This window comes from Planococcus sp. SE5232, from assembly GCF_050686535.1.
In the GTDB taxonomy this organism is placed as follows: Bacteria; Bacillota; Bacilli; order Bacillales_A; family Planococcaceae; genus Planococcus.
The window spans coordinates 150,982-177,515 of the sequence record NZ_JBOGCP010000003.1 but is presented as its reverse complement, the minus strand read 5'-3'; the positions used below and the strand labels follow the sequence as shown (position 1 = coordinate 177,515).

The 26,534-nt window shown below is 46.5% G+C and carries 22 protein-coding genes and 1 riboswitch; of the genes, 15 read left to right on the top strand and 7 right to left on the bottom strand.

Going from position 1 to position 26,534, the window contains the following annotated elements:
- Positions 1-67: 67 nt before the first annotated feature.
- The 3 genes from ACRC6Q_RS12095 to ACRC6Q_RS12085 form a co-directional block, all read right to left on the bottom strand.
- Positions 68-1,432, bottom strand: coding sequence for a YjiH family protein (locus ACRC6Q_RS12095; protein ID WP_223635590.1), 1,365 nt, complete (start codon positions 1,430-1,432; stop codon positions 68-70).
- Positions 1,429-2,760: a sigma 54-interacting transcriptional regulator gene (locus ACRC6Q_RS12090; protein ID WP_431466621.1), complete on the bottom strand. Its 1,332-nt coding sequence runs from the start codon at positions 2,758-2,760 to the stop codon at positions 1,429-1,431. The genes ACRC6Q_RS12095 and ACRC6Q_RS12090 overlap by 4 nt, the downstream gene beginning before the upstream one ends.
- A 281-nt stretch (positions 2,761-3,041) precedes the next feature.
- Complete coding sequence (locus tag ACRC6Q_RS12085) at positions 3,042-3,791, bottom strand: SDR family NAD(P)-dependent oxidoreductase (protein WP_431466620.1); 750 nt, start codon at positions 3,789-3,791, stop codon at positions 3,042-3,044.
- Between the two features lie 176 nt (positions 3,792-3,967).
- On the opposite strand from ACRC6Q_RS12085, the gene ACRC6Q_RS12080 reads away from it, so the two are divergent.
- Positions 3,968-4,468: a pyridoxamine 5'-phosphate oxidase family protein gene (locus ACRC6Q_RS12080; protein WP_431466619.1), complete on the top strand. Its 501-nt coding sequence runs from the start codon at positions 3,968-3,970 to the stop codon at positions 4,466-4,468.
- Positions 4,469-4,527: 59 nt separating this feature from the next.
- Here the strand turns inward: ACRC6Q_RS12080 and ACRC6Q_RS12075 are convergent, their stop codons facing one another.
- A complete protein-coding gene (locus ACRC6Q_RS12075; RefSeq protein ID WP_431466618.1) occupies positions 4,528-5,043 on the bottom strand; it encodes a DUF2798 domain-containing protein in 516 nt (171 codons plus the stop codon).
- Between the two features lie 538 nt (positions 5,044-5,581).
- Here ACRC6Q_RS12075 and gdhA point away from each other — a divergent pair.
- The 4 genes from gdhA (at position 5,582) to ACRC6Q_RS12055 (ending at position 9,983) form a co-directional block, all read left to right on the top strand.
- Entirely contained in the window at positions 5,582-6,964 is a 1,383-nt protein-coding gene (gene gdhA / locus ACRC6Q_RS12070; RefSeq protein WP_431466617.1) for an NADP-specific glutamate dehydrogenase, read from the top strand.
- Positions 6,965-7,181: 217 nt separating this feature from the next.
- Positions 7,182-8,309, top strand: a complete 1,128-nt coding sequence (locus tag ACRC6Q_RS12065) for a 5-methyltetrahydropteroyltriglutamate--homocysteine S-methyltransferase (protein ID WP_431466616.1) — start codon at positions 7,182-7,184, stop codon at positions 8,307-8,309.
- 144 nt (positions 8,310-8,453) lie between these two features.
- Complete coding sequence (locus tag ACRC6Q_RS12060) at positions 8,454-9,413, top strand: Abi family protein (protein WP_223635604.1); 960 nt, start codon at positions 8,454-8,456, stop codon at positions 9,411-9,413.
- Positions 9,414-9,443: 30 nt separating this feature from the next.
- Positions 9,444-9,983: a DUF1697 domain-containing protein gene (locus ACRC6Q_RS12055; protein ID WP_431466615.1), complete on the top strand. Its 540-nt coding sequence runs from the start codon at positions 9,444-9,446 to the stop codon at positions 9,981-9,983.
- 41 nt (positions 9,984-10,024) lie between these two features.
- On the opposite strand, the gene mug is transcribed toward ACRC6Q_RS12055, so the two are convergent.
- Both mug and ACRC6Q_RS12045 read right to left on the bottom strand, forming a co-directional pair.
- Positions 10,025-10,534, bottom strand: coding sequence for a G/U mismatch-specific DNA glycosylase (gene mug, locus ACRC6Q_RS12050; RefSeq protein WP_431466797.1), 510 nt, complete (start codon positions 10,532-10,534; stop codon positions 10,025-10,027).
- 38 nt (positions 10,535-10,572) lie between these two features.
- Positions 10,573-10,779, bottom strand: a complete 207-nt coding sequence (locus ACRC6Q_RS12045; protein ID WP_223635617.1) for a TM2 domain-containing protein — start codon at positions 10,777-10,779, stop codon at positions 10,573-10,575.
- A gap of 581 nt (positions 10,780-11,360) precedes the next feature.
- On the opposite strand from ACRC6Q_RS12045, the gene ACRC6Q_RS12040 reads away from it, so the two are divergent.
- From ACRC6Q_RS12040 to ACRC6Q_RS12005, 8 genes are all read left to right on the top strand, one after another.
- Entirely contained in the window at positions 11,361-12,974 is a 1,614-nt protein-coding gene (locus ACRC6Q_RS12040) for a glycoside hydrolase family 13 protein (protein WP_223635619.1), read from the top strand.
- 612 nt (positions 12,975-13,586) lie between these two features.
- Entirely contained in the window at positions 13,587-14,264 is a 678-nt protein-coding gene (locus tag ACRC6Q_RS12035) for a serine/threonine protein kinase (protein ID WP_431466614.1), read from the top strand.
- 137 nt (positions 14,265-14,401) lie between these two features.
- On the top strand, positions 14,402-15,268 hold the full coding sequence (locus tag ACRC6Q_RS12030) for an AraC family transcriptional regulator (RefSeq protein WP_431466796.1): 867 nt from the start codon (positions 14,402-14,404) through the stop codon (positions 15,266-15,268).
- 284 nt (positions 15,269-15,552) lie between these two features.
- Positions 15,553-15,999, top strand: a complete 447-nt coding sequence (locus ACRC6Q_RS12025) for an SRPBCC family protein (RefSeq protein WP_431466613.1) — start codon at positions 15,553-15,555, stop codon at positions 15,997-15,999.
- A gap of 147 nt (positions 16,000-16,146) precedes the next feature.
- Positions 16,147-17,517 carry a vWA domain-containing protein gene (locus ACRC6Q_RS12020; protein ID WP_431466612.1) on the top strand — a complete coding sequence of 457 codons (1,371 nt, stop codon included), beginning with the start codon at positions 16,147-16,149 and terminating at the stop codon, positions 17,515-17,517.
- Between the two features lie 113 nt (positions 17,518-17,630).
- A riboswitch (purine riboswitch) is annotated at positions 17,631-17,733 on the top strand.
- Positions 17,734-17,904: 171 nt separating this feature from the next.
- Entirely contained in the window at positions 17,905-18,807 is a 903-nt protein-coding gene (mtnN, locus tag ACRC6Q_RS12015; RefSeq protein ID WP_223635630.1) for a 5'-methylthioadenosine/S-adenosylhomocysteine nucleosidase, read from the top strand.
- 262 nt (positions 18,808-19,069) lie between these two features.
- Positions 19,070-21,805, top strand: a complete 2,736-nt coding sequence (locus ACRC6Q_RS12010) for a M14 family metallopeptidase (protein WP_431466611.1) — start codon at positions 19,070-19,072, stop codon at positions 21,803-21,805.
- A gap of 207 nt (positions 21,806-22,012) precedes the next feature.
- Positions 22,013-22,495 (top strand): DUF2975 domain-containing protein, encoded by a 483-nt coding sequence (locus ACRC6Q_RS12005; RefSeq protein WP_223635635.1) that lies wholly within the window; start codon positions 22,013-22,015, stop codon positions 22,493-22,495.
- Between the two features lie 202 nt (positions 22,496-22,697).
- On the opposite strand, the gene ACRC6Q_RS12000 is transcribed toward ACRC6Q_RS12005, so the two are convergent.
- Entirely contained in the window at positions 22,698-23,192 is a 495-nt protein-coding gene (locus tag ACRC6Q_RS12000) for a BsuPI-related putative proteinase inhibitor (RefSeq protein WP_223635638.1), read from the bottom strand.
- 209 nt (positions 23,193-23,401) lie between these two features.
- On the opposite strand from ACRC6Q_RS12000, the gene ACRC6Q_RS11995 reads away from it, so the two are divergent.
- Both ACRC6Q_RS11995 and ACRC6Q_RS11990 read left to right on the top strand, forming a co-directional pair.
- On the top strand, positions 23,402-24,622 hold the full coding sequence (locus ACRC6Q_RS11995; RefSeq protein WP_431466610.1) for a PLP-dependent aminotransferase family protein: 1,221 nt from the start codon (positions 23,402-23,404) through the stop codon (positions 24,620-24,622).
- 301 nt (positions 24,623-24,923) lie between these two features.
- Positions 24,924-26,480 carry a class I adenylate-forming enzyme family protein gene (locus tag ACRC6Q_RS11990; RefSeq protein WP_431466609.1) on the top strand — a complete coding sequence of 519 codons (1,557 nt, stop codon included), beginning with the start codon at positions 24,924-24,926 and terminating at the stop codon, positions 26,478-26,480.
- Positions 26,481-26,534 lie beyond the last annotated feature (54 nt).

The following is a 26,534-nucleotide window of genomic DNA, read 5'->3' as shown; positions in this document are numbered from 1 at the left end:
AGGAGCGTATCTCAAGGACATTAAATGAAAAAAATCCACTTCCTCATCGGAAGTGGATTTTACGCTTCTATACGAATAGATGGCCGAACAACACAAGAATCGGCAAAGTGATGATGGTACGCAATACAAAGATTACAGCCAGTTCCCAGAATTTCACCGGGATATTCGAGCGCAGGATCAGGATGCCGATTTCAGACATATAAATGATTTGCGTCAACGATACACCAGCAAGAACAAAGCGGGTCAATTCGCTTTCGATGCCGCTTCCAAGTACAGCCGGCAGGAACATATCCGCGAATCCGACAAGGAAAGTAGGGGCTGCTTCAGCCGCTTCCGGTAATCCCATCAAGGTCAGTACAGGAATAAGCGGGTAGGAAATGATTCTGAAGAGCGGTGTGTATTCCGCTACGATCAGAGCGACTGTTCCAAGAGCCATAACCAATGGGATCAACGCCAGCCAGATATCAAGCACGGTCTCGATGCCGATTTGTGCCAGTTTTTTCGGGCTTGCGGCACCGCCTGCTTTGCGGCGGGCTTCATCATATCCCCATTTGACCAATGAGGTGCCTTCGGGAATGGCGTCATCGATCTGCTTGCCGACCGGCGCGTAATAGTCATCCTTTTTACGGGACAGCGGCGGAATGCGCGGCATGATGACAGCGGCTACCAGACAGGCAACCGATACAGCCAGGTAGAACGGTAAGAACAAGTGGCCGATGCCGACGACATTCGCGACAACCAAACTGAAAGCGACGGAAGCGATGGAAAAGGTCGTCGCAATGACGGAAGCTTCACGCTCCGTGTAATTGCCTTCATCGTATTGCTTCATGGTCACCAGGACACCAACCGGCGCGGCGCCCATCCAAGATGCCATTGCATCAATCGATGAACGGCCAGGCAAGGTAAAGACAGGTCGCATGAATTTATTGAGTAAAGTACCGACAAATTCCATCAAGCCGAATTCCACCAATAACGGCAGCAGGATTCCGGCGAACAGGAACCAGGTCAACAGGACCGGCGCCAGGTCGTAGAGAACAACGCCGCCCGTATTCCGTGAAGCGATCGCTTCAGGCCCGATTTCATAATAGGCCATGATGCCGAATGCAAAAGCCAGCACACGGACGATGAGGCCGAATGGTCCGTTTATGAAGGTGGCGCGTAAAAAAGGTGAATCCCGGACGAACGCGGGTTTCACGGCAGTAGCCGTTAGGCTGGCGATTGCTGAGAAGCCGAGCAGGATGACGATGAATGGCGGAATCACTTCACCGAATGTCGTCAGCAGGAAAGAGGCCAGAATGCCGACGCCGATGGTCACTTCGCCGTTATAAGATATCGGACAGAGGAATAAGAGTGCGCCGATGATGGAAGGAATCAGGAATTTCCAGGTATCAGCCGGTTCGATCGTCTTTTTTTCGCTTTGAAGCATAGTCATGTCATTTTCCCCCCAGGTGGTGTGCTTGTATATTTTTTCAGTTTGCGGACAACGGACGGTTGGCTGATACCGAGGATATTTGCCATCTCGGTAGTTGTCCGATAGCGCTTCTGTGCGTTCAGCAGGACGTTCTTTTCGACGGATTCCAGAATGTGCGGGAGTGTTTTGCCGTCGAGCTCAAGGCCGATGCGTTCATCTGAGTCTGGCTGATAAGTGATGGGCAAATCATCGAGTCTGATCAGAGGCGACTCACTTTCGATAAAACTGCGTTCCAAGACATTGCGCAACTCACGGAAATTGCCTTTCCAGGATAGCTGCAGCAAATGGAAGTACAGGTCATCTGAAATTGCTTTTTGCTGATTGTACGTATGGTTCAGTTCCTCCAGAAAACGGCTGATGCCCTGATCCAGGTCATCCGGCCGCTCTCTCAGCGGTTTCAGTTCAATTGAAGCCAGGTGCAGTGAATAGAACAGGTCTTCACGGAAATGCCCGGCAGTGACAGTTTCTTCAATGGAAGTGTGGCTGATGGCGATGATACGGGCAGTGTGGGGCTGCTGCAAGAGTTTGAACAGCGCTGCCTGAGAAGAAAGGGAAAGCTGGTCAATTTCATTGAGCACCAAGGTGCCTCCGGCCGCCAGTCCGATATAGCCTTCTCGATCCAATCCTGTAAAACTGATGTCAAACACCGATTCCGGGATTGCGCTGCAATTGACTTCGATAAATGCGGCATTGCGCCGGCTGCTTTGTGAATGAATGAATTTCGCGAGAGCGGTTTTCCCGGTGCCGGGCTCGCCATGGATAACGACCGGGACTTCCAGTTGCGCAATTTTGATGGCTGTCTGGAGTGCCCGGCTGGAAGAAGGACTTTCCATAACACAGCCTTCAATATGAAGCTGCTGGCTGCGCAGGTGGGCAAGTTCGCCTTTTACTTTGGACATCTCTGATTCCAGGTTCTCCAGGTACTCCTTCATGACCATCAGCTGTGACATGTCATAGGAATAGCTGACCACAAACTCAACGTCACCACGATCGTTGAATAAGGGAATGCCGGTGATCAGGACTTTTCTTCCGGAAGGTGTATCCTGCCGCAGCACCACTTTTTTCTTTTTCTCCAGCACCAACGGAGTGATGGCAGGAGAGAAGATTCCTGCTGCTTCCAGGTCATAGACAGATTTTCCAAGCAGCTCTTCAGGCGCTACGCCATAAGCTTCACCGCTTAATGTAGAAGCTTTAATGATGCGGCCTTCTTTGGTGGTGACAATAATATCCTCGTCATATGTATCAATGATTTCTTCATCAGTATTGGGAAGCAAAAACAAAGTATTCATCATTGGCCTCCGTTATTCATTCTTGTATAGACTATACATGATTGAATAATCACTTTACAAGAGCGAATTAAATTATTTTCAAATAACATTAATGAAATGCTGATTTTATTAGGGGAGATTTTATATTGTGCGAAAAGCTGATTGTGTAATTCTTATAAGGGATTGAGTATTTTTATGAATTATTTTCTTGGGAATGGATCGGGAAAGGGAGATTTAAAACAGAAACAAAAAAGACAAACCCCGAAATGGAGTTTGCCTGAAAACTTTGGATGGTTCTATGCTTATTTGGTATTGGTGAATCCGCCATCGATGCGGATGACTTCTCCATTAATATAGTTGGCTTTAGAGGTCAACAGAAAAGTGACCAGTTCTGCGACTTCCTCCGGCGTACCGAGCCGTTTTTGCGGAATACCGGATGTGGCGTTTTCCTTCATTTCCGGATTGTCGCGGTAGAAGGCTTCGACCATCGGTGTTTCGGTCGGTCCTGGCGCAATGGAATTGACGCGCAAACCGTCTTTTGCGTATTCCGCCACCATGCTTTTCGTCATGCCGACAATGCCGTGTTTTGTAGCGGAATAAGTCACTACAGAATCCTGTCCGATGACGCCTGCACTGGAAGCGGTGTTAACGATGGATCCGCCGCCATTTTTCAGCATCGCTTCAGCTACATACCGCATGCCATATAAAGCGCCAAGTAGATTTATCCCGACGATGCTTTCGATTTCACTGATATCGGTGTCCAGAAAGTACTTTCCGCTGCCGGAAATCCCCGCATTATTGAAGAAATATTCAATGGTGCCGAAATGTTCCATCGTCTGATCGACGTAGTTCTTTACTTCTTCCGATTTGGAGACGTCCGCTTTAATAAAAATTGCGTCAGGCCCAAGCTGTTTGACCATCTCAACGGTTTCGTTTCCACCTTTTTCACTGATATCGACTACGGCGATATTGACGCCTTCTTCCGCTAATCGGACCGCTGTAGACTGTCCCAGTCCGCTTCCTCCACCTGTGATGATTGCTGTTTTAGCCATAAAAAATCGACCTCCGATTTGATGATTGGTTTTGTATCTACCCTATTTATTTACCCTAAACGAAGGGAAGGTAATCGATTATAAGAAAGGAAGGACGTTTAATGAGGCGGAATCAGGGAATTCTATCAACCATAGGCATCTTACTTAAACCAACTTATCTAGGAGGAAAAAATAGTATGGTAAACAATACAACAAACAACCAGGAAGCAATCAAGACCGTCAATGACCTCATCAAGGACATCAAAGTAGCGATGTTCACAACCATCTCGACAGACAATAAAATCATTTCACGTCCAATGCAGACACAGGAAGTGGAGTTTGATGGAGAGCTATGGTTCCTGACGATGAAAAATACGGAGAAGTACCACGAAATCGCCAGCAATCCGAATGTCAATTTGGCATATGCAGGGAAATCCTATGTATCGGTCAGCGGAACCGCTGAATTCATTGAAGATACTGCGAAGAAAAAGGAATACTGGAATCCGGTTTTCGATAAAATGCTGGACACAAGCTATGACGATCCAAATGTTGTGCTGATTAAAGTCGATGCAGATTCAGCAGAATACTGGGATTCAGGAGATACTTTGAAATCAGTAAAAACTTTTGTCAAAAAGCTGACGAACAAAGAAACGGAAAAAGATAAAAAAGAAATAAACGATACCGTGGACTTTAATTAATAAGGGTCCTAATATAAAAAAGCTCACAGACAAAACATGTCTGTGAGCTTTTTCGATTTTTAAAGAACTTCTGCTTCTGGAGTAATTCCTGCTTTTCGGTCCTGCGCTTCATGGAGCTTGACCATAGCGAAACGTGCGATCGGCTGGATAACCAGGCTTTCAGCGATCAAGACAATGACGAAATTGCGTGGCCAGTTCGCAATCCAGTTGCTGAACAGTTCGGAGTGGAGACCGTTGCCGACAACATCGCCGATCAAAGTCATGGCTGCTGACATACCGAGTACGGTGAATAGGATGCGGAAGAGAATCTTCGAATTGAAGCTGTCCGATGGGTGGGTGAAACTGGCGGTTAAAGCTTCGGCGAGCCGCCCGAAAATAACGGGTTCAATGATCATCACGATGATCCACATAAGGGGCAGCATTTTAACGATGCTCCAAGCGATGTCGCCATTAAATTCACCGGCAAAGTAAATGGCGCTGAACGAAGTCATAAATAGGACAGTCATAGTAGAAATGAGTCCGCCGTATAGAAGACCTTCCTTTCCATTATGTGGCAATCTTTTTTCTTGGTGCATGTTCTTCTTCCTTTCAACTTGCTGTTATTTGACCTTTATTCCGTGGAGTAATCGAGCAGATAAGACGGTGACTCCATGATGGCGAGTGTACTCATACGAAATACGGCAAGCTTTCAGTCTGTTTGTAACTATATCAAGCCATCCATTTTGGGTGTAAGTGCCGATTTTGTGTCTCTTTTTTTGAGTGTCTCATTCCATCATATGAGAAATTCTCTATCGTACTATTTTATAGAAGAAATACCCCGCAAATGAAATAAATAGAAAGTGAAACCGCAGAAAAGTAGAGCTTTTCCACAAAAACACATTATTATTTTTTAAAGAAATTAATTTGTCACAAAAAAATGAAAACACTGAATAGAAGGCAATGATAGCGTTTACTTTTTTATGGAAACCAGGTTATGAAAGATTGGAAGGGTGCTATGTAGCAAATATTAGTTTGCACCGTGTTGCACCAGTTTGTATAATGAGAGATAAATATTAAATGATATGAATAATTATTCAAATATACTGCATATTTTCAAGAGGGGATTGAACGCAATTGACATCTGTACAGCAGGAAAATTCGATTAAGAAGCAATCATCTTATGAATATATACAATCCATCCATAAAAAGGTCAGAGACCGGAATCCTGGAGAAGCAGAGTTTTTGCAGGCAACCTGGGAAGTCTTTGATTCTTTGCAGCCAGTATTTGAACAGCATCCGGAATACGTGGAACAAGGCATTTTGGAACGCATTTCTGAGCCGGAACGATTTATCGCGTTTCGTGTGACTTGGGAAGACGATGCCGGCAACGTGCATGTCAATCGGGGTTACCGTGTGCAGTTCAACAGTACGCTTGGACCATTCAAAGGCGGTCTGCGTTTCCATCCGTCCCTGACAGCGAGTGTCGTGAAATTCCTTGGTTTCGAACAAATTTTCAAGAATGCCTTGACCGGGTTGCCGATCGGCGGTGGAAAAGGCGGATCTGATTTTGATCCGAAAGGAAAGTCAGACCGTGAAATCATGCGTTTCTGCCAAAGCTTCATGACAGAACTGACCCGCCATATTGGTCCAGACATCGATGTTCCAGCAGGAGATATCGGCGTCGGAAAACGGGAAATCGGTTATATGTTCGGCCAATACAAACGTCTCCGGAATGCTTCTGAAGCAGGTGTCTTCACGGGGAAAAATCCGGATAATGGCGGCAGTCTGATCCGTAAGGAAGCAACAGGGTATGGAACTGTCTATTTTGTCGAAGAAATGCTGAAAGAACAAGGGCATTCATTCAAAGGCAGCAAAGTCATTGTTTCCGGATCTGGAAACGTGTCGATCTATGCAATGGAAAAAGCCATTGAATTCGGTGCAACCGTCGTTGCCTGCAGCGATTCGGAAGGCTACATCTACGATCCGGACGGCATTGATGTTGAAACCGTCAAACAACTGAAAGAAGTCGATAGAAAACGGATTTACCATTACCTTGAAAGTCATCCGAATGCGCAATACGGCAAAGAAAAATCGGAAATCTGGAAAATTCCATGTGATATCGCCCTGCCTTGCGCTACACAGAACGAAATCGACAGAGAAAGTGCACAAGCCATGGTCGAGAATTTGGTGAAGGCTGTAGGAGAAGGCGCAAATATGCCTTGTACGGAAGAAGCGGTCCGCGTACTGACGCATAATAAAGTGCTATTCGCTCCGGCGAAAGCAGCCAATGCAGGCGGCGTTGCAGTTTCTGCAATGGAAATGTCCCAGAACAGCATGCGCTATTCCTGGACAGCAGAAGAAGTGGACGAAAAACTTCTGCAAGTCATGAAAACCATTTACAAGACCTGCACAGAAACTGCGGCACAATACGGTTCACCGGGCAACCTAATTATCGGTGCCAACATCGCCGGCTTCAAAAAAGTCGCCGACGCAATGGTCAGCCACGGCTTGAACTGATTGGGTCATCGGATATAGATTAAAAGCTGTCTGAAGAAATCACTCCAGACAGACGCTTTCAAAGAGATGGGCCAAAGGAATTTGGTCCATCTCTTTGCGACCAGGCAAAAGGAGCCGAGTTGAGAAATCTTTACCATTGAAGAAACGAAGAACAAGGCTTTATTTTGCGAAGAGCAGTACTGATCACGCGACCTATACCAGCTATGGAAAGAGGGACATGACATTGACGAACTCGACAACGCAAACAAATCCGGCTTTAGCTCCTTTTAGAGGAGACCATGTAGGCAGCTTCCTACGCCCGGAGCGATTGAAAAAAGCACGCCTCCAACATGAAAATGGTGAGATTAGGGACAATGAGCTCCGTCTGATTGAAGATGAGGAAATCACTAAGCTCGTCGAACAGCAAAAATCGGCGGGATTGAAATCTGTGACGGACGGGGAATTGCGCCGGAAATGGTGGCACTTTGATTTTCTTGGCGGCTTTGATGGAGTGGAGTTCTACGAAACGGATAAAGGCCTTCAATTCAAAGGCGTGGAAACGAGAGCACACGGCATCAAAGTGACCGGCAAGATCAAGTTCAATGGCCATTACATGATTGAGCATTTCAAATTTCTTCTAAGCATTGCTGGGGAGGCGGTAGCCAAGTTCACGATTCCCAGCCCGAATATGCTGCTTTTCCGTGCGTCATTTGAAGATGGCGTCTACGATACGGACGAAGAGCTGTTTGCAGATTTGATCAAAGCCTATCAGGATATCATTGCGGTCCTTTACGATGAAGGCTGCCGTTATCTGCAGATCGACGACACGTCTTGGGCGACGTTCTTTTCTGAAGAGGGAAGGGAATCTCTTCGTGCCAAAGGCCAGGATCCGGATAAAATGGCTGTACAATGTGCACGCGCCATCAATGAAGCGATTGCCGGCAAGCCAGCAGACTTGCTTGTCACCATGCACATCTGCCGCGGTAATTTCAAATCCACGTATACCGCAAGCGGAGGATACGAAGCTTTGTCTGAAACGATTTTTGGCGGACTGGATGTCGATGGTCTATTCTTGGAATTCGATGATGAACGTTCAGGCGGCTTTGAACCATTGCGCCATGTCAACCGAACGAATTTGACGGTTGTCCTTGGATTGATCACTTCGAAGTTCAGTGAGTTGGAAGATCCGGAGCAAGTCAAAAAACGCATTGGCGAAGCCGCTGCCTATGTGCCATTGGAACAGTTATGCCTGAGTCCTCAATGCGGATTTTCTTCGACAGAAGAAGGGAATCTGCTGACAGCGGAACAGCAATGGGAAAAAGTCCGCCATGTCGTGAAGATCGCGGATGATGTCTGGACTGCGTAAAAACACTCCTGCCAATTAAACAGCTTCAGCCTGCCGTCCCCGGCAACAGTATATGCCGGGGACGGCTTTTTTATTTTGGTGGGCAAGTGGTTTATTAATACAGCCGTTTCGCTTACAGTTGAAGATAAGAAGAATGTGTAAAGGATGAGACATGTGAAGGATTTTGCCTCCCACGCGGAACAACTGGAGATACTCGAGGAGCGGGGCTTGGATGTGCCTGATAAAGCGGCAGCAAAACGGATTTTGTCACGCGAGAATTATTACGCTTTGATCGATGGCTATAAGGAGCCATTCCTTTTGGATGATGAACGGCTCAATCCCTATGGCCTTGAACATTATCAGGAAGGCACGGAGTTCGGACATATCTATGCGTTGCACAGCTTTGACCGGAAGCTGCGGCTGCTTTTGCTGAACGAGCTGCTGAAATTCGAAAAAAATATCAAGTCGAAAGTGGCATACCGCTTTTCCGAAAAGTTCAGGGAGACAGCCAGCTTTTTGGAACCGGACAATTACAGTCGAGACAGCCGGCACCACCATGAGCGCGACCGCATCATTTCAACACTCGCCAACCTGATCAAAAGCCATAAGAAACGCGACAAAGTGAGGTATCCGGCCATCCGCGATTTTTACGATAAGCATAAGAACGTACCGCTTTGGGTGCTGGTCAATTTTCTATCGCTTGGCCAGATCACGCATTTCTATACGGTCATCGATGAAGAGCTGAGGGAGCGCATTGCCCGGGACTTTGCGGAGGAGTACAGCGAAGAGTACGGGGAGATCCATTTGAAGCCGGTGGACTTGGATGCCATTTTGCGCATTGTGTTCCCGTACCGCAATAAATCTGCGCACGAAGAAGTGCTGTATCGCTATCATCTTCCGCATCCAGTGGAGCTCGGTACGCTGGAGGGGATGCTGGACATGGGAAAAGGAAGCTTGAGTGGTGCGACCGTGTTTTCCGTGCTGAGCCTGCTGAAGCTGGTGTTATCAAAAGATGATTACGACTGGTTTTCTATGGAACTGGAGAAGATGGTCCAAGAGCTGGAGGAATCGATCCCGGCGCGGGCATTCGAAAAGATTATGAAGGATGTTGGTTTTGTGGAATAAATCCATCAGTTAACGAAGGAGAGGATTTTCATGAAGTATGTGGCATTGCTGAGGGGAATTAATGTAGGCGGCAAGAACAAAGTGGACATGAAGAAATTGAAACTGGCATTCGAAGAAGCTGGAATGTCTTCAGTCACCACTTATATCAATTCGGGAAATATCATTTTTGCTGACGAGAACAACCGAAAAGAACAATTGGCAGCGATTTTGGAAAGAGCAATCGATAGCCATTTTAATCTGAAAATCAATGTACTGGTCTATGATGAAGACGAATTTCAGAAAATCGCGGAGGCCATTCCGGAAAATTGGTCAAACGATCAGCAGATGAAAAGCGATGTATTATTTTTATGGCAGGATGTCGATGAAGAAACAGTACTGGACGGATTGGCCATCAAGCCGGACATCGACCAGGTCATTTACGTGCCAGGTGCGATCCTTTGGGCGGTCGGCAGAGACATGGTCACCAAAAGCGGCATGTTGAAAATCGTTGGATCTGCCCTTTATCAGCGCGTCACCATCCGAAATGTCAACACGGTCCGGAAGATTCAGGGATTGCTGCATAAAATATGAAACAAAAATACCAAGCTCTGAACAACAGAGCTTGGTATTTCCTATTTGTACTCGTTCAACCCGCTGTAAATCTCCACAATGTCATCCAGCTTCATGCGCACCAGTCCGCTCGAGGATGGAGCGACATATTCAACAATTCCCGGGATGACCGGTTCTTGCTGGACGCCCCAGGAAACGGTTTTTTGTTTGCTGAATTGCTGGTAGACGCCTTTGCCGACAAAACAGACAGCTTTCGGATTCACCTGTCTGATTTTCTGTTCCAGCAGCTTGGCGCCTTCGGCATATTCCTCTTTGGAAATTTCCGCGGCTTCCTTGGTCGGACGCGCAACGATATTCGTCAGTCCATATCCAAGCGCAAGCAACTCACTGTTTTCCTCAGGCCGGTATTTTCGAGGCGTCAATCCAGCTTGGTGGAGAATTTTCCAGAACCGGTTGTTCGGATTGGCGTAATGAAAGCCGGTTTCCGAAGAGCGGATGCTCGGATTGAACCCGACAAATAAAATCTTCAAGTCTTTCTGCAGGTGGTCGGAAATCGGTTCAAGCTGCAAAATTCATTGCCTCCTTAAAACTGTAGAAATAATCCAGTGGATCAGCCTCTGCCATGTTTTCTCTGAAAGTCTTCTTCAGACTGCAATAGGTAGAGGATTCCTTCAATTATACCAATAACTGCAGGGATGCCTGTCCAAAAGAACAACAGATACAGAATCCCCATGCCCGGTTTGCCTAAGTAAAATTTATGCGCGCCGAAGTCGCCGAGGAAAATCGCGAGCAGCGCGGCTGCCAATTTATTTTTCATAATCGATCATCCTTTCCGTTTCTCTAATAGTGTATTCCCGAATTTCATAAAGTTAATGATTATCAAGAACAACAGTGAAATTTTTTTTGCCAAGTCGACTGCAGGTTCCGGTTACCTCGAAATCTACTTTTTAGGATAGAGAGGAAGCATGATTTTGTCCGGAACTCCATAAACAAAATTATTCAAATATCGCTCTTGATTTAAAGGGTAAAGGCTGTAAGGACAAAATAAGCCATAGATCAGACATGTGTCTAAATGAAAACGGTAACATAAAATTAATGTCAGAAAACTTCACAAAATAGGTTTTTTTATTGGTATAGCGGTTATATAAAAAGATATTCACAAAGGGGAAGGTGATGAATCCAACTAAAATCCATAAAATAGTCGGTCTGCTGCCTTGGTAATTTTTTGCGAATTCTGCTACACTATCAACTTGTAATTAGTTTTTCTAAAAAAATGTTGCTGGATAATGGAAACGAATAAAAGTTGAAATAGGCGTTCGGACATCTTCGGAACAAATCAGGGGTTAAGGCCGATTGATTGATAGGGAGACGGGCCAAGGTCTTTGTGAGGGATCAGTTATGAACAAGAAATGGTGGAAAGAAGCAGTTGCATATCAGGTGTATCCGAGAAGTTTTAAGGATTCGAACAGTGACGGCGTTGGGGACATCAACGGCGTGACGAGTAAGTTGGATTATTTGAAAGACCTTGGGATTGATGTGATTTGGATTTGTCCAATGTATAAGTCACCCAATGATGACAATGGTTATGACATAAGCGACTATCAGGATATTATGGAAGAGTTCGGAACGATGGCGGATTTTGACCGCTTGCTCCAAGAAGTGCATGCGCGGGATATGAAGCTGATCATCGATTTGGTCATCAATCATACGAGTGATGAGCATCCATGGTTCATGGAATCACGCGCTTCACTTGATAACGCTAAACGTGATTGGTACATCTGGAGCGATGAGCCGACGAATTGGGAAAGTATTTTCGGCGGAACCGCCTGGGAATACGATCAGGAAACCAAACAATATTATCTGCATTTATTCTCTAAGAAACAGCCGGACTTGAACTGGGAAAACCCGGAAGTACGGCAGTCTTTGTATGACATGGTCAATTGGTGGCTCGACAAAGGAATCGATGGATTCCGGGTAGATGCCATCAGCCATATCAAAAAAGAGTTGAGCGACATCGAGGACCCGGAACAGAATCTGTATGTGCCGGCATGGGAAAAAATGATGAATGTCAAAGGCATCCAGCCCCTGCTTGCGGAATTGCGTGATGAGACATTTGCGAAACACGACATCATGACGGTCGGCGAAGCGAATGGCGTTCAGGCAGGAGACATCAAGGAATGGATTTCCGAGGATGACGGGAAATTCGATATGGTGTTCCAATTCGAAAGCATGGGCCTTTGGGATACCGATTCGACAACGGGAATTGACGTGCCGAAATTGAAGGAAGTGCTGACCAAATGGCAGAAAGCTGTGGAAGGGCATGGGTGGAACGCGTTATTCGTGGAAAATCACGACAAGCCGCGCATTGTCTCTTCCTGGGGCGATGACCAGCAGTACTGGCGGGAAAGTGCCACAGCGATCGCCTGCATGTATTTCTTCATGCAGGGCACGCCGTTCATCTACCAGGGACAGGAAATCGGCATGACCAATGCGCCGTTTGAAGAACTGGCGCATTACAACGATATCCAAACGCATAACCTGTACCATTTCAACCGTTCGGAAGGTATGGAGCACGACGCTGTGATGACGATCATCAAGGCGCAAAGCCGTGACCATTCTCGTACGCCGATGCAATGGGATGCCAGCCCGAATGCCGGATTTTCAACCGGCGAGCCATGGCTCCGCGTCAATCCGAACTACGAAGAGATCAATGTGGCAGCACAGCTGCGGGACCCGCATTCCGTTCTTTGGTTTTACCGGAAAATGATCTGGCTGCGCAAGCAACAGAATGTCCTGGTCTATGGAAACTACGAGCTGCAGGATGTCGGCCACGAATCGATTTATGCCTACACCCGTTCGAATGAAGAAAAGACCCTATTGGTCATCACCAATTTGACGGAATACGCCTGCTATTGGGACGAGCCGGAATCGGCACGCTGCTTGTTGAACAATTACCAGCAGCCGGATCCAAAGCAATTGAAGCCTTTTGAAGCACGCGTCTACGAATTGTAAAATCGAAAGCCCCTGCCCTCGAGTGATTTGCTTGAGGACAGGGGCTTTTGTGTTGGGGACAGCGGATGAGCGGGGAATTTGCTGTAGCGCAAACAAAGTCTGCTATTCCGCAAACAAACCGGATATTGCGCAAACAAACATCGGTATTCCGCAAACAACGGTGTCGATTCCGCAAACAAAGCCGATTATCCCGCAAACAAAGCCTCCACAAGCCATATAGTATAAGAAGTACACCGGTTTTATTCACCTGAATAAGAATAAAATCTGCCAGCCAGATGAAATAATGGATTTTCGTCTACTAATAGGTCCAATTAGCCTGTATATTCTTCATTAAGCAGGCGTCTGAAATTTTGACCATAAAACAGAAAAAAACACCTTGCCCGAGGGCAAGATGTTTTCGATAGTTTGCGGCGTATCAAGCCACGCTCCACAACGTGTTTCCAAAAAGGAGTGCTTGTCCGTCTTACGCAAACGAGCTCATCGCGTAGTTAACAATAGAGCATGTGCATGAGTCTGTCAATGTTTTCGCCGAAATGGGATCTTAGCGCGGAGACATTCGTCAACTAAAGACCAAGAATCGCTACGCAATTTTGGGGATGAGGGAGAGTTGTTATGGAGAAATCATGGCAAGAGATTGCGGAATTGCTATCAGCAATTAAGATCGTAGCCAATCCGGATAATGAACCGGTTAGCATAGAGGGTATTGCAGAGGGATTCCGCTGCATCGGAGTCGGGACTGATGCAGCAGTGTTTCAATTTTTGGAAACACCAAAATATGCTTTCAAGATATATGCAGAAAACAAAAAGGATAAGCTGGAAGCCGAGGTGAAGGTTTATGCACAGATCGATTCGTCCTACTACTTCTCCAGCTGTTATGGTCTAACGGACCGATTGCTGGTGATCAAATACGAAGAAGGCCTAACTCTGTTCGATTGTCTGCTGCAGGGAGTTCATGTTTCGAAACGAGTGATGGAGGATGTAGAAGAGGCCAGGAATTATATCCGGCAAATCGGGTTAAATCCACGGGATATCCATTTGAAAAATATTTTATTGCAGAACGGGCGGGCGAAGCTTCTGGATGTTTCCGAGTATATAAAACCCGGCAATGATTTTAGGTGGGAGCATTTGAAAAAAGCCTATGAGGAATATTATCCGCTCATCGATGGCAAGCCGATGCCTTACTGGTTATTGGACACCATCAGGAAGTGGTACCATCATTGGAACCGATACTCGTCTTCTTTTGATGAGTTTATGAAAATCGTCTCGAAGCAGATGAGTTACTGGAAATAGTAAGGTCCCCAATAAGTTTCCGGCTGAGAAGACGATGCGTGAACAACAATGAAGCGACCGTTTCCGTACAGAAAAAGTCGGATGCGCTGGTTTTATTCCCATTAGAATAGAAAGGGAAAGGAGGGGTGTGCGTGGATATGCTGAAGCATATGAATGAAGCGCTGCGCTATATCGAGGACCATCTGGATGGAGACATCGATTTCACTAAAGTAGCAACAATTGCCGGGGTGTCAGAATTCCATTTCCGGAAAATGTTTTCGTATTTGTCGGGCATAGGATTGAGCAGCTATATCCGCAGCCGTCGATTGTCGGAGGCCGCCATCGATCTGCAGCGGGAACAAAGGGTTTTGGATGTAGCCGTCAAATATGGCTATGACTCGGCAGACGGCTTCAGCCGGGCATTCCGTGAATGGTCTGGCATGAGTCCATCGGAAGTGAAGAACAGCGGTCGCTTCAAAGCATTTCCACGCCTGACTTTCCAATTGACGATTCAAGGAGGAATGGATATGGAATGCCGCATCGCAGAAAAAGACGCTTTTAAGTTAGTAGGAATCAAAAAACGCGTGCCCATCGTTTTCGAAGGGCCCAATCCGGAAATCATGAAGATGGGGAAGTCCATTACTGGCGAACAGCGCGGACAGCTGCAACAATGGCACAATACGGATGTCCAGACCGTCGTTAACGCATCGCTTAACTTTGATGATGGGCGCTTGGAGGAAAAAGGCCAGCTGGATCATCTGGTGGGATCGATTACGACCTTAGAAAGCGATTTTGAAGGCTTTGATATCGTGGAAGTGCCTGCGGGAAGTTGGGCGATTTTCAGTCTGGAAGGCCCGTTTCCGCAAAAGCTGCAGGACACCTGGGGCAAAATCTTTTCGGACTGGCTGCCATCTTCAAACTATGAATTGGTCGACGGACCGGAAATTTCCTTCAACGGGGATATGTCGGATCTGCAGAATGTCTATAGTGAAATCTGGATTCCGGTGAAGAAACGCCAGGAATGACAGTTGCTCTCCAGCGCATCAACGGCTTCAGTGGCCGGCCGATGCGCTGGAGAGTTTTTTGATGTGAATAAAACGGCGTTCTTGTAAACATGAAAAAAATTGATTTCCCACTATCATTTCTTGAAAGCTATGGTTTTGGCCGGCACAAGTGGCTTTCTTTTACAATGTTCTAAAAGGATAATAAGATGAACCTACATAACGAAAACGGAAATTGAGTGCATTAACTGCAAAACAGTGAATATGTCCAAAAAGGTGAAAATCAGTATACGAAGGAGGAGAAAAGCATGTGGACGATTCGAAAAAGTATTGTGATCGATCGGTCGGTTGAGGAAGTTTTCAACTATGCGTCAAATCCTGTTTATTGGCACCAATGGTATACAGGTCTTTCGGAGCTTGAGAATTTAAAAGGGGACGGCGAAGTAGGGACAACCATGGACATGAAATATACGTTGCTGGGAATGAACCTGCCGATATCACTTGAAGTGATAGAAAAATCACGTGCAGGCAATAGCCGTTTTTGGAACGGCCAAATCAGTGGAGCCATCAATTCAAAGCAGTCCTGGACTTATCATACGGAAGGAACCGGAACAGAGGTCAAGTTTGAAATGGGATATGAATTGCCGGGCAGTGTGCTTGGGAAAGTCGCCAATAAGCTGATCGTGAAAAAGCTGATGGACAATTCGGCAGAACAGACCCTGAAAAATCTGAAAGATATTTGTGAAACTGACTGACGCCATAAAGCCGAAAAGTCATACCCCTCCATTGAACTGGATGGAAGGTATGGCTTTTCGTTTATTCCAAATAACTGTGGAAAACGAAACTTCTTTATGAACAAAGCCGTAAACTATGAAAGAAAGACGAATGGAGTGAAACGTTTTATGAAGAAGTTCAACGGATTGATGGTGGCTGGCTTTTTATCCACCGTAATACTTACGGGATGTTCGGATAATGAAGATGATGCATCCAAGGTGCCGGCTGCCGGGCAAGAGCAAACAGCTGAAGAAGAAACGGTGGTAGAAAAAAAGGTGGCAGAAACCGAAACCGCGGAAGCGGCTGTACATAATGTAGAAGAGATTGTGAAAGAGAAAGGCAAGTACAATATCCAGCAGATGACGGATCAGCAAAAGGAAGAGCTGCAAGCAGAACTGGAAGCGGCACCTGAAGGAATGTCAGGAGAGGAAGCTTACTCCTTTGCAGTCTCACTGGTGGCGGTGGACATTGAGGAAGCCGCAGAGAAGTTTGAAGCCATTGATCCCGTGATTACCATGGATTCCTCTACTCCGGAAGACAGCATTACATTGCCTCAAGAGGAAACGGTCAATGTCGCAATTCTGCTCGATGCAAGTGGAAGCATGGCAGGACAGGTATCGGGCGGTGAAAAGATGAAACTGGCTAAAGAAGCAGTGCAGACATATGCAGCAGACTTGCCGGAAGGATCCAACGTCATGCTTCGGGTTTATGGACATGAAGGGACCGGCACCAATGCGGACAAGGATATGTCCTGTAACAGCAATGAAGTGGTCTATGATCTGGGTGTCTATGATGAGCAGGCATTCAGCAAATCCTTGGATCAGTTCGCTCCGACAGGTTGGACACCTTTAGCAGGGGCGATTGAAGCTGCCGAGGAAGATCTCAAAGAACAAAAAGGTGAAAATGTCCGTAATGTAGTTTATGTGGTCAGTGATGGCATTGAAACTTGTGGCGGCGATCCAGTGTCTGCTGCTGCTTCATTGACTGGATCCGCTATTCAGGCAGAAGTGAACATCATCGGCTTTGATGTTGACAACGAAGGCCAGGCCCAGCTGGAAGCTGTAGCGAAAGCAGGGAATGGACAATATAAATCCGTCTATTCGGAAAGCGATTTGAATGAGTACCTCAAACAGGAACACAGTCGCCTATACTGGGAATGGTTGGCCTGGGGAAATGACCGGTATTTGGAAATTCTCCAGCAAAGCAACGATATTGCCGGAGACTTATTGAGCTACAATAATGAAATCTACGGGAAATCCCTGGCTGAAAACAATAAAATGAATCGTCTGCAAGATGAGCTGGAGGAGTTTGGCAAATTCAAAGACAAGGAAGCGGCCGATCAATACAATAAATTGGCAACTACTAGACATGAAACCCTTACTCAATACTTCAGACAGGAAAAAGAGAGGAAAGACGCGATCCGCAAAGATATATATGAACAATTGGAAAAGAAGGTGAAAGAAACAAGTGAGGAAAAAGAAGGGGATTATGCTTCTTAAAGAGTAGAACCCATCATTATATCCTATTTTAACGAACATTAAATCGTTACTTATGGTTTAATGTTCGTTATTTTGTTGACCAGTTGTTTTGTGTTTGCTATAGTTGCCAAGTAACAGACAAACAATATATCGCTCGTATAAACTCGGTAATACGGTCCGAGTGTTTCTACCAGGTTCCCCTTAAAGAACCGGACTACGAGCCGAAGTATCTGGTTAGCCGAGTTTTCGGCCAATCACTTTTTGAATGCTTGGCGTGTGGATCAGCTCTCCTTATTCAATTTAAACTTTGGCTCCCAAATGTCCGAAAGGTAGTGTTTTTCAGACCGTTTCAGGGCCTTTTTTCTTTGGCCGCATTGCCGTTGAGCAGACATCAAGGAGGAAATTCACATGAAAAAGATTCAATCGAAGACAGGACTAAGCAATCGCATTTTATTGGGAATCATAGCCATGATCTTATTGGCGGTGCTTGCTGGGTGCAGTTCAGCGGATGAAGCTGAAGCAACAGAAGACAAAGAAGAAACCAAACGACCGATCCTGATTCAGGGACCGATGCCGATCGAAGCTGAAACCTTCGCGGAGCGCCTTGAAAACGTAAAGGTGGAAGAATCAGGTTCGACGTATGAATTTTATATCGGTACGGTTGATGGCTATCCAGTCATCGTATCAAAAACAGGCAAAGGCATGGAAAACGCGGCTGCCTCTACGGCAATCGCTATTGAAAAATACAATCCAGCCGCCATCATCAACCAGGGAACGTCAGGTGGGCACGATCCGGAACTGAATGTGTTCGATATCGTTCTTGGAGAACGTACGGTCAACATCGGCTCGATGAAGACGGGAGACCGTGCAGCAGGTGAAGGCATTGAACCGACCGAATGGAAGCCGATGGACGTCATGGCTTCTGAAGGAAGTGCAGGAGAAGATCCGAATGCAGAAAAAGCCCGTTATTATGAAGGGGATGCTGATCTATTGGCTGCAGCGAACGCCGTGAAGGACAGCTACACGAAAGGCAAGATCGTCGAAGGGACAATCGGCTCGGCTGACTTGTGGAATAACGAAGTGGACCGCATCAACTGGTTCCATGAAAACTATGGCACGTCAGTTGAAGAAATGGAATCGGCATCTGTTGCGATGATTTCGAAAGCCTATGATGTACCTTTCCTCGCAATCCGAATTCTGTCGAACAATAAAACCAACGACGGCGCTTATAATGCAGATACTGCAATAGCGAACCAGGAATATGTCTATGAGGTTGTTAAAGAGTATATTGCTTCTTTAGAAAGTGAATAAAGAACAACTTCAATTATTGAAGCTTGCACGAACTTTTGTGAAAAACAAAAGTTCGTGCTTTTTTGTGGAATGACTGAATGGTCCTATTTTCAGCTTTTAATCAAGTGACTATCAAACTATAGTTGACAGAATAAATAGATTGAAAAACTGGAAGAAAGTACTGACTTTGAAAAACAATTGATTTAGCTTTTCGGAATACGAAATATTCTGTTATATTGATGGATGTAAGAATCAAAACAAATTGGAAGGGATGGGTGAATGGATGAAAAAGATGTTTTCGAGTGTGGCAGCAGCCGCTTTGATGTTGTCGTTGTTTGTGCCGTCAATGGCCGCTGTTGAGACAGATCGGGCCACGGAATTGGCACTCAGCCAATCGGTATTTTCAATGACAGAAGCGCGTACTGTAGAACTCAGCGCTGATTTAGGAGAAGGCGTGGATCTGCAGAATCTGGCGTTTCAATTTGGAGGGAAACCATTATCCGAATGGCAGACGTGGACCTCAGGAACAAATTACGACGGCGCACCATTCATTACCGTTGTCGAAGGACCAAGCTTCGTGGAAGGCACCACTGAAATCACAGCAACATTGGAGTTCGGCTTGCCCTACGGGACGGAAGATTTATCAAACCGTACAATCCGTACGCAATATCAGCAGTTCATCGGTGACTATGAATTGGCCATGATCGATTCAGCAAGCGGCGCTAAAGCGGCTGCAACTGTCGAGTGGAATGTCTATGACGAATTCAAAGTCTACGACGAATTGAAACCAGCGATCGATGAAATTTTCGAAGCTGCTGAAGAAGACGGAGACAATGACCGGTATCTTGAGTATCAAAAAGTAGGGGAAACCTCTCAAGGGCGCGACATTCATTTCGTCATTCTTGCGAGAGATGAAGAGGCAGTGGATACATATCTTCATGAAACACTGCCGACAGCTTTGGAAGATCCGGCAAGCCTGATCGAAAAGCTAGAGAATGGCTCGATGGAAGATTACCAGGTTCCAATCTGGTTCAATAATATCCACCCGGATGAAGTGGAAGGTGTGGATGTTCAAGTTGAATTGCTGGAGAAGTTTGCACTCGAAGAAGAAATCACCTTCAATAATACAGAAGGTACAACAGAAATTAGCGAGACCTTGAATGTGGACGATGTTTTGGATGATGCAATTTTCCTGTACATGTTCACGAGCAACCCGGATGGCAGAGCGGCCAATACACGGGCAAACGGTGAGGGCTTTGACTTGAACCGGGATAATGCTTATCAAACGCAGTTAGAAACACAGCAGGTGAATGAAGTGGTGTCACAGTGGACCCCTTTATCTTTCGTCGATTTTCATGGCTATGTCGATGGATTCTTGATTGAGCCGGCGACACCGCCGCATAACCCGAATTTTGAATATGACTTGTTGATCGGCAATATGATGGAACAAGCACATGCTTTAGGCAATGCGGGAATCGCCAATTCAGATCTGACCTCTTATTTTATAGCCAAAGAAGGCTACGGATCTGGTTGGGATGATATGACACCGGCGTACACTGCGATGTATGGCATGCTCCATGGGGCGCTAAGCCACACGATCGAAGTCCCGACGCTCAGCCAGGATTCTTACAACGCCTTGGTGGGCAGCGGCCTGGGTGCCGCAAAATATGTGCACGACAATAAAGATGAATTGTACAAAGAACAGTTGGAAATTTTCAAGCGTGGAGTCAATGGAGAAGACAACCGGGCTGTTGATGAACATCTGGTCAACGCAGCGGGTGAGTCGATCGGCCGGATCCGTGACGGCAATGAAAACTTCTTCCCGGATTATTACGTCATTCCGGCAGATTCCAAAACGCAAAAAAATGTATTGGAAGCTTATAATATGGCGGAGTATTTGATCCGCAACGGTGTGGAAGTCGAGAAGACGACCAAGCCGACAGCCATTGGCGGCATAACGTATCCGAAAGGAACATTCATCGTGCCGATGCATCAGGCGAAACGCGGATTGGCAAACGCCATGCTGTATGAAGGAGACGATGTATCCGATTGGGACGCGATGTATGACCCGATCGTCGTCAACTTCTCGGATTTGAGAGGGTTCGATCTTGTGGAAGTTCGCGAGGAAGGCTTGTTTGATGACAAGACCAAGGAAGTAACGGAGGTGGTCATTCCAACAAGTGCTATTCAAGGAAATCCACCAAAACAAATTCTTGAAAACTCGACCAATGACGCAGTTCGTGTCGTTAATGCCTTGCTTGCTGAAGGCAAGACGGTGGAAGTGCTGACAGAAAGCATCGGACAAGCGGAAGCAGGCGATTATGTAGTAGCTGCGAATGATCTGCGTCCGTATGCAGATGATTATTATTTTGAAGCGCAGTCTTTTGGCAACGGTAAAAATGCCGCTGTTGAAGTTCTGGAGCAGCCGCGTGTTGCAACAACCGGTTCTGCGCAATTGAACTTCTCCTTGCGCCAGCTCGGCTTCGAGTTGGTGGAACCAGCGAATGCGGATGTCATTGTCAGTGATGCCAGCGCATTTGATGCTCAACAAGTAAGCGGGAAAACCTATGTCGGCATCGGTGCACCGGCATTGAAGGCAGTCAGTGATAGCGGATTGCTTCCAGGGTTTGCGTTCGGCAACACAGGAGCCAGACATGAAGGGCTTGTGAAAGCGACAGTAGCTCCGCACCCGTTGACTGCGGGTTATGAGCAGCAGGAAAACTTGTATGTAACGACGGGTTCTTGGATTTCCAGTGTTCCAGAAAGTGCAGCAGTATTGGCCAGCTTCCAGGACAGCGATGATTTCTACATTGCCGGCTGGTGGCCGGAACATGAAAAAGCTCGCGGCCAAACGATGGCGTTTACAGCAGATAGCGGTGAGACGACGTACACGCTGTTTGCCAATGACTTGGCTTTCCGTGCCCATACTGAACACTCTTACCGTTTGTTGGCCAACTCGATCTACGATGCAGTACGCGTAGAGGTACCGGTTGAAACCAGCAAAGCTAAAAAACCATGAGCACTGGCAGTAAGTTTCATTGACGAATAAAAACAAGCGAAAAGCATTCCCGCCAATCTGACAAGGATGGTGGGGATGTTTTTCTGTTTTAAGGGAATTTAATGGGGACTAACAACAATTAAGTTTTCATAAACAATATTTATTTATTGTAATACGATAAATTATAAGTTATTATAAATTCAAGAACAAATAAGCGAGGTGTTTTTCATGAGCCGAGGATCCACCCTTTTTCTGAAGACTGTTATTATTCTTATGGGAGTGCCGGTGCTGGCTGTATGCATATACGGCTTGTCCAGGTTCAATCCAAATTCCCCCTATTGGGCGCTGCCTGAGCTGGAAAAGTTGCAGTATCCATTATTGGTCGGCATGTATTTGGCTATGATTCCCTTCTTTATCGCCTTGTATCAGACATTAAAACTATTGAGTTATATTGACCGGAACGAGGCATTCTCGAAGCTGTCGGTTAAAGCTTTAAAAACCATCAAGTATTGTGCAGTCACCATCAGCATCCTCTATGTTTTGGAGCTTCCATTTTTGTACCTGTTGACAAAAGCTGACGATGCGCCGGGCATCCTGATTGGCATCGTTGTTATTTTTGCTTCAATGGTGGTGGCCGTTTTTGCGGCTGTTCTTCAACGGCTGCTGCAGGACGCCATCGATATAAAAGCGGAAAACGATTTGATCGTCTAAGCTGAAGTGAATGTAATGGCGACCATCATTATTGTTGGTGTGACTGGCTCTGGCTAAGTGGAAAATAGGTGTCACCGAGCTTTCGGTAGTTGAAAACGAAAAAAAGACCATCCACTCGATGGTCTTTTTTCAGTTCTTCATTTTTTATGATCCCGCTGGCAGTAGAGGATGAAGAAAATCCGCTTGGAATAGAGGTTTCGCTTTATTCCACAATGTGCTCGGTCGTCACTTCATAGGTCTCGCCTTGCCGAGGTGTCAGCCAGGCGGTCAGTTCATAGGTGCCCGGTTCCAGTTCAAGCGGCGGGATTTCAAACTCATAACTCAATTCATCCCCCTGATCGACGGTTTCTTCACCCAATGCCTGCAAGTAGCTGCTGACGGATGAAAAAAGGAAAACTTCTTCACCGTTTTCATTAGCCAGTGAAAAGTCGTAGCGCTGGCTGCTGGTGAATTCAAATGTATGCGCTTCGTCTGTCTGGTTCACTAAACTGTAGCGATAGGTATCCTCGTTGAGTTGTTCGATAGTGGGTTCCATTTCACCTTCTGTGCTCCCTCCAGTCGTTTCATCATTTGTATCGGGTTCTTCGGTCGTTGGGTTGTCTGAAGGATTTTCATTTCCCTGTCCGCTGCCGCAAGCTGCCAAAAGTAAGGCGGTTATCAGAATCAAAAAGGCTCCCAGCCAAAATTTATTTTTCATGGATATGCCTCCTCGTATGCTAAGAAATAAGTGAATCACTTTAGCATAAGAACGTTAAAGCGCCAAAAAAGTTACAGGGCTCTTTTGAAAGCGTGGGAATGCGGCAGGTATTTTTATGACAGCCTACACATTGCAGGCCGCACCCTGTAGAATAAGAAATAAGAGATTTCACATTATTCCATCAGCCAGACGAAAGGGGAACGACCTACGTGAAAACAGACTTCCATTTTTCAAAAGATATTGAAATGGCTTTTAAAAATGACCCGCCTGGCCAGTGGCTCTCGGCGTTGCCGCCGGGCTGCCTGCGCCTCAGTTCAGGTTATCCTGCACCCGCATTAGTTCCTTCTGAAGAAATCAAATTAGCAGTGGCCCGCTTGCTTGATGAAGAGCACGACTTGCCGCTCCATTACCTGGGCAGTCCACGGGTTCCGCAGCTGAAGGAATTCCTTCGGGAACGCATGGCACACCGAGGAGTTGAAACAGCGGATGAAGAGCTTCTCGTGACTTCCGGTGCCTGCCAGGCCATTGATTTGATTGCCCGTGTTTTATTGGACGACGAAGCTGTAGTGGCAGTCGAATCGCCGACCTATATGGAAGCCCTGGAAATTTTCCAGAACTACACAGAGCATTACATGACGGTCCCAATTGATGAAAACGGACTTCAGACAAAACAGCTTGCGGAAATGCTGGCCGACCGTAAAGAAAAAGGACAGCCATTGCCAAGACTGCTGTATACCATCCCGACTTACCAGAATCCGACAGGCACGACGCTGTCGCCGGAACGCAGACAGCATGTGCTGGAGCTTGCGGAGCAATACGATTTCATCATTTTGGAAGATGACGCGTATGGAGAGCTGGGCTTTCATGAAGGCCCGCAGCTGCTGAAGGCCATGGACACCAATAACCGGGTGCTCTACGTGGGTTCATTATCAAAAGTGGTGGCTCCAGGCATGCGGATTGGCTGGGTTGTCGCGGATAGCCGTATCATCGATCCTTTGAACTGGTTCAAAAAAGACCTCAACCATCCATTCGATCAGGCGACGATGGCTTCGTTCCTGGAAGCCACCGATTTTGATGGACACCTGAAATTTTTGACGGATGCCTACGAGTCAAAATGTGCCAGCATGCTGGCGGCTTTAGAAGAATTTTTGCCTCCGGCGGTTTCCTGGTTCGTTCCGAAAGGCGGATATTTTGTATGGGTCAAAATTCCGGGTGTCGATACTTCAGAATTGCTTCCGGAAGCATTAGCTGCAGGGGTTTCCTTCGTCCCGGGCAAATACTTTTTCCTCAATCAGCAGGAAGGGCTCGAGTATCTTCGGTTGTCGTTCAGCTATGCCAATGAAGAAGACATCGTTAAAGGCGTAGAATTGCTTGGACAGGTGGCTGGAGTGAATATTCCCCAGCCAAAAAATAGCATCGATCAGCAGTAAAGTGAAACTTTACTCAGCAGGTGTTCCATCCCACTGCGGCAATTCCTTTCCATATAATAGTTTTTTCGTTACGCGCTCATTGCCCTGGCAATAGAGCGCGTTTTTTGATCTTCCGGCTGTTCTTAGGAAGCGGCCACGGAAAACTTGAATTGACTATATTTTCTGAATACGGTAAAGTTAAATATACTATTTAAGGAAATATGGAAATTTCTAACGGAATCCGAAACATCGGAAATTTCTAAGACGGGAGAAGTGGGGGGACAGGCAGGTTAGACCAATTGACCAAGAAGGAGGAGATAAAATGAACATCACGGCATCACTCACACAAAACGCTAAACGTTTTCCGGATAAGATGGCAATCACCTATGAAGGGCGAACGTATTCTTATCAGGAGCTGAACGAAGAAGTAAATCGTCTGGCGAATGGACTGATCGATACGGGGCTGCAAAAAGGAGATAAAGTTTCCTTGTTCATGAAAAACTCCGATTATTACGTTCTGGCTTTTTTTGCAGTATTGAAGGCTGGAGGCGTTGCTGTACCGGTCAACTATAGGCTGAGTCCCGATGAAAGCGGCTATATTTTCGGCCAATCCGAAAGCCGGTTCATCTTTTGCGATGCGGAGTTTGAGCGCGTGATTACAGAAGGCAAGCAGCAGGCTGCTTCTCTTCAACAGGTCATTGTCCAGCCTGCGCCTGACAATGCCGACTATATCAGCTGGGAAAGCGTACTGAGTGAAAATGCGTTGGAGCCTACGGTTGAGCTGTTGAGTACTGATGACGCTGAAATCCTTTACACTTCAGGTACTACAGGAAAACCGAAAGGTGCATTATTCGATCATCAGCGTCTGGCGAATGTCAGTGCTTCATTTGTTTTCGGGGTCGAACTTGGCGCCCGGGACCGCCTCCTTCATGCGGTGCCACTTTTCCACTCAGCTCAATTGAATTTATTTCTTGTGACGGGCATCCTGCTCGGAACATCCAATATCATCATGCGTGACTTCCATCCTAAAAAAGCCATTGAGCTCATCAATGAGTTCCAAATCACTGTGTTCTTTGGCTTGCCGGATATGTACAGCGGTTTGCTTCAGCTTCCGGATACGGAAGGAGTGGACTTGTCTCCTGTTGCCAAGTGCATGTACGGTTCCGATCCGATCGACCCTGACCTCGTTAAAAAAGCGATGGACTTTTTCGGACACCAGCAATTCTATAATCTGTGCCTGTTGACTGAAGGTGGACCGGGTGGTGTCTTCCTATTGCCCGAACAGCATGAAAACAAGGTGGGATCAGGAGGCAAACCGATGTATTTCACCGAGGTACGGGTAGTGGACGATGAGTTTCTGGATGTTGAACCTGGCACAATCGGTGAGTTTGTCCTAAAAGGGGCAACAGTCATGAAGGAATATTACAATAAGCCAGAGGAAACGGAAGAAGCTTTCCAAAACGGATGGCTGCTGACGGGGGATTTGGCGACTATCGATGAAGACGGGTTTATCTCGCTGGTGGATCGAAAAGCAGACCGCATCATCTCGGCTGGAGAAAACATCTATTCGATCGAGGTGGAGCAGGTGATCAATAGCCACCCTCAAGTTGCGGAAGCTGCGACTGTCGGCTTGCCGGAAGAGGAATGGGGCGAGATTGTCGGTGTCATCATCGTGCCGAAACAAGGGGAAACCATCGACGAAGACCAATTGATGGATTACTTCCTTGAGCAATTGCCGGGATATAAGATTCCGCGTAAATATATGATAGCCGAATCATTGCCGCGGAATGCCTCCGGGAAAATCATGAAATACCAATTGCGCGAGCTGCACATCAGTGAGTTCGAGTGGTTCCGGAAAATCCCGGAGAGCCGCTACTAAGCTCCTTTATAAAAATATGCCCCGCAGCCTTAATTGGCGGCGGGGCATATTTTT

Bases quoted from the DNA above. Each gene is read 5' to 3' on its own strand.
- ACRC6Q_RS12095 (WP_223635590.1), bottom strand. From the start codon at position 1,432: ATGACTATGCTTCAAAGCGAAAAAAAGACGATCGAACCGGCTGATACC.
- ACRC6Q_RS12090 (WP_431466621.1), bottom strand. From the start codon at position 2,760: ATGAATACTTTGTTTTTGCTTCCCAATACTGATGAAGAAATCATTGAT.
- ACRC6Q_RS12085 (WP_431466620.1), bottom strand. From the start codon at position 3,791: ATGGCTAAAACAGCAATCATCACAGGTGGAGGAAGCGGACTGGGACAG.
- ACRC6Q_RS12080 (WP_431466619.1), top strand. From the start codon at position 3,968: ATGGTAAACAATACAACAAACAACCAGGAAGCAATCAAGACCGTCAAT.
- ACRC6Q_RS12075 (WP_431466618.1), bottom strand. From the start codon at position 5,043: ATGCACCAAGAAAAAAGATTGCCACATAATGGAAAGGAAGGTCTTCTA.
- ACRC6Q_RS12065 (WP_431466616.1), top strand. From the start codon at position 7,182: ATGACATTGACGAACTCGACAACGCAAACAAATCCGGCTTTAGCTCCT.
- ACRC6Q_RS12060 (WP_223635604.1), top strand. From the start codon at position 8,454: ATGAGACATGTGAAGGATTTTGCCTCCCACGCGGAACAACTGGAGATA.
- ACRC6Q_RS12055 (WP_431466615.1), top strand. From the start codon at position 9,444: ATGAAGTATGTGGCATTGCTGAGGGGAATTAATGTAGGCGGCAAGAAC.
- ACRC6Q_RS12045 (WP_223635617.1), bottom strand. From the start codon at position 10,779: ATGAAAAATAAATTGGCAGCCGCGCTGCTCGCGATTTTCCTCGGCGAC.
- ACRC6Q_RS12040 (WP_223635619.1), top strand. From the start codon at position 11,361: ATGAACAAGAAATGGTGGAAAGAAGCAGTTGCATATCAGGTGTATCCG.
- ACRC6Q_RS12035 (WP_431466614.1), top strand. From the start codon at position 13,587: ATGGAGAAATCATGGCAAGAGATTGCGGAATTGCTATCAGCAATTAAG.
- ACRC6Q_RS12030 (WP_431466796.1), top strand. From the start codon at position 14,402: ATGCTGAAGCATATGAATGAAGCGCTGCGCTATATCGAGGACCATCTG.
- ACRC6Q_RS12025 (WP_431466613.1), top strand. From the start codon at position 15,553: ATGTGGACGATTCGAAAAAGTATTGTGATCGATCGGTCGGTTGAGGAA.
- ACRC6Q_RS12020 (WP_431466612.1), top strand. From the start codon at position 16,147: ATGAAGAAGTTCAACGGATTGATGGTGGCTGGCTTTTTATCCACCGTA.
- mtnN (WP_223635630.1), top strand. From the start codon at position 17,905: ATGAAAAAGATTCAATCGAAGACAGGACTAAGCAATCGCATTTTATTG.
- ACRC6Q_RS12010 (WP_431466611.1), top strand. From the start codon at position 19,070: ATGAAAAAGATGTTTTCGAGTGTGGCAGCAGCCGCTTTGATGTTGTCG.
- ACRC6Q_RS12005 (WP_223635635.1), top strand. From the start codon at position 22,013: ATGAGCCGAGGATCCACCCTTTTTCTGAAGACTGTTATTATTCTTATG.
- ACRC6Q_RS12000 (WP_223635638.1), bottom strand. From the start codon at position 23,192: ATGAAAAATAAATTTTGGCTGGGAGCCTTTTTGATTCTGATAACCGCC.
- ACRC6Q_RS11990 (WP_431466609.1), top strand. From the start codon at position 24,924: ATGAACATCACGGCATCACTCACACAAAACGCTAAACGTTTTCCGGAT.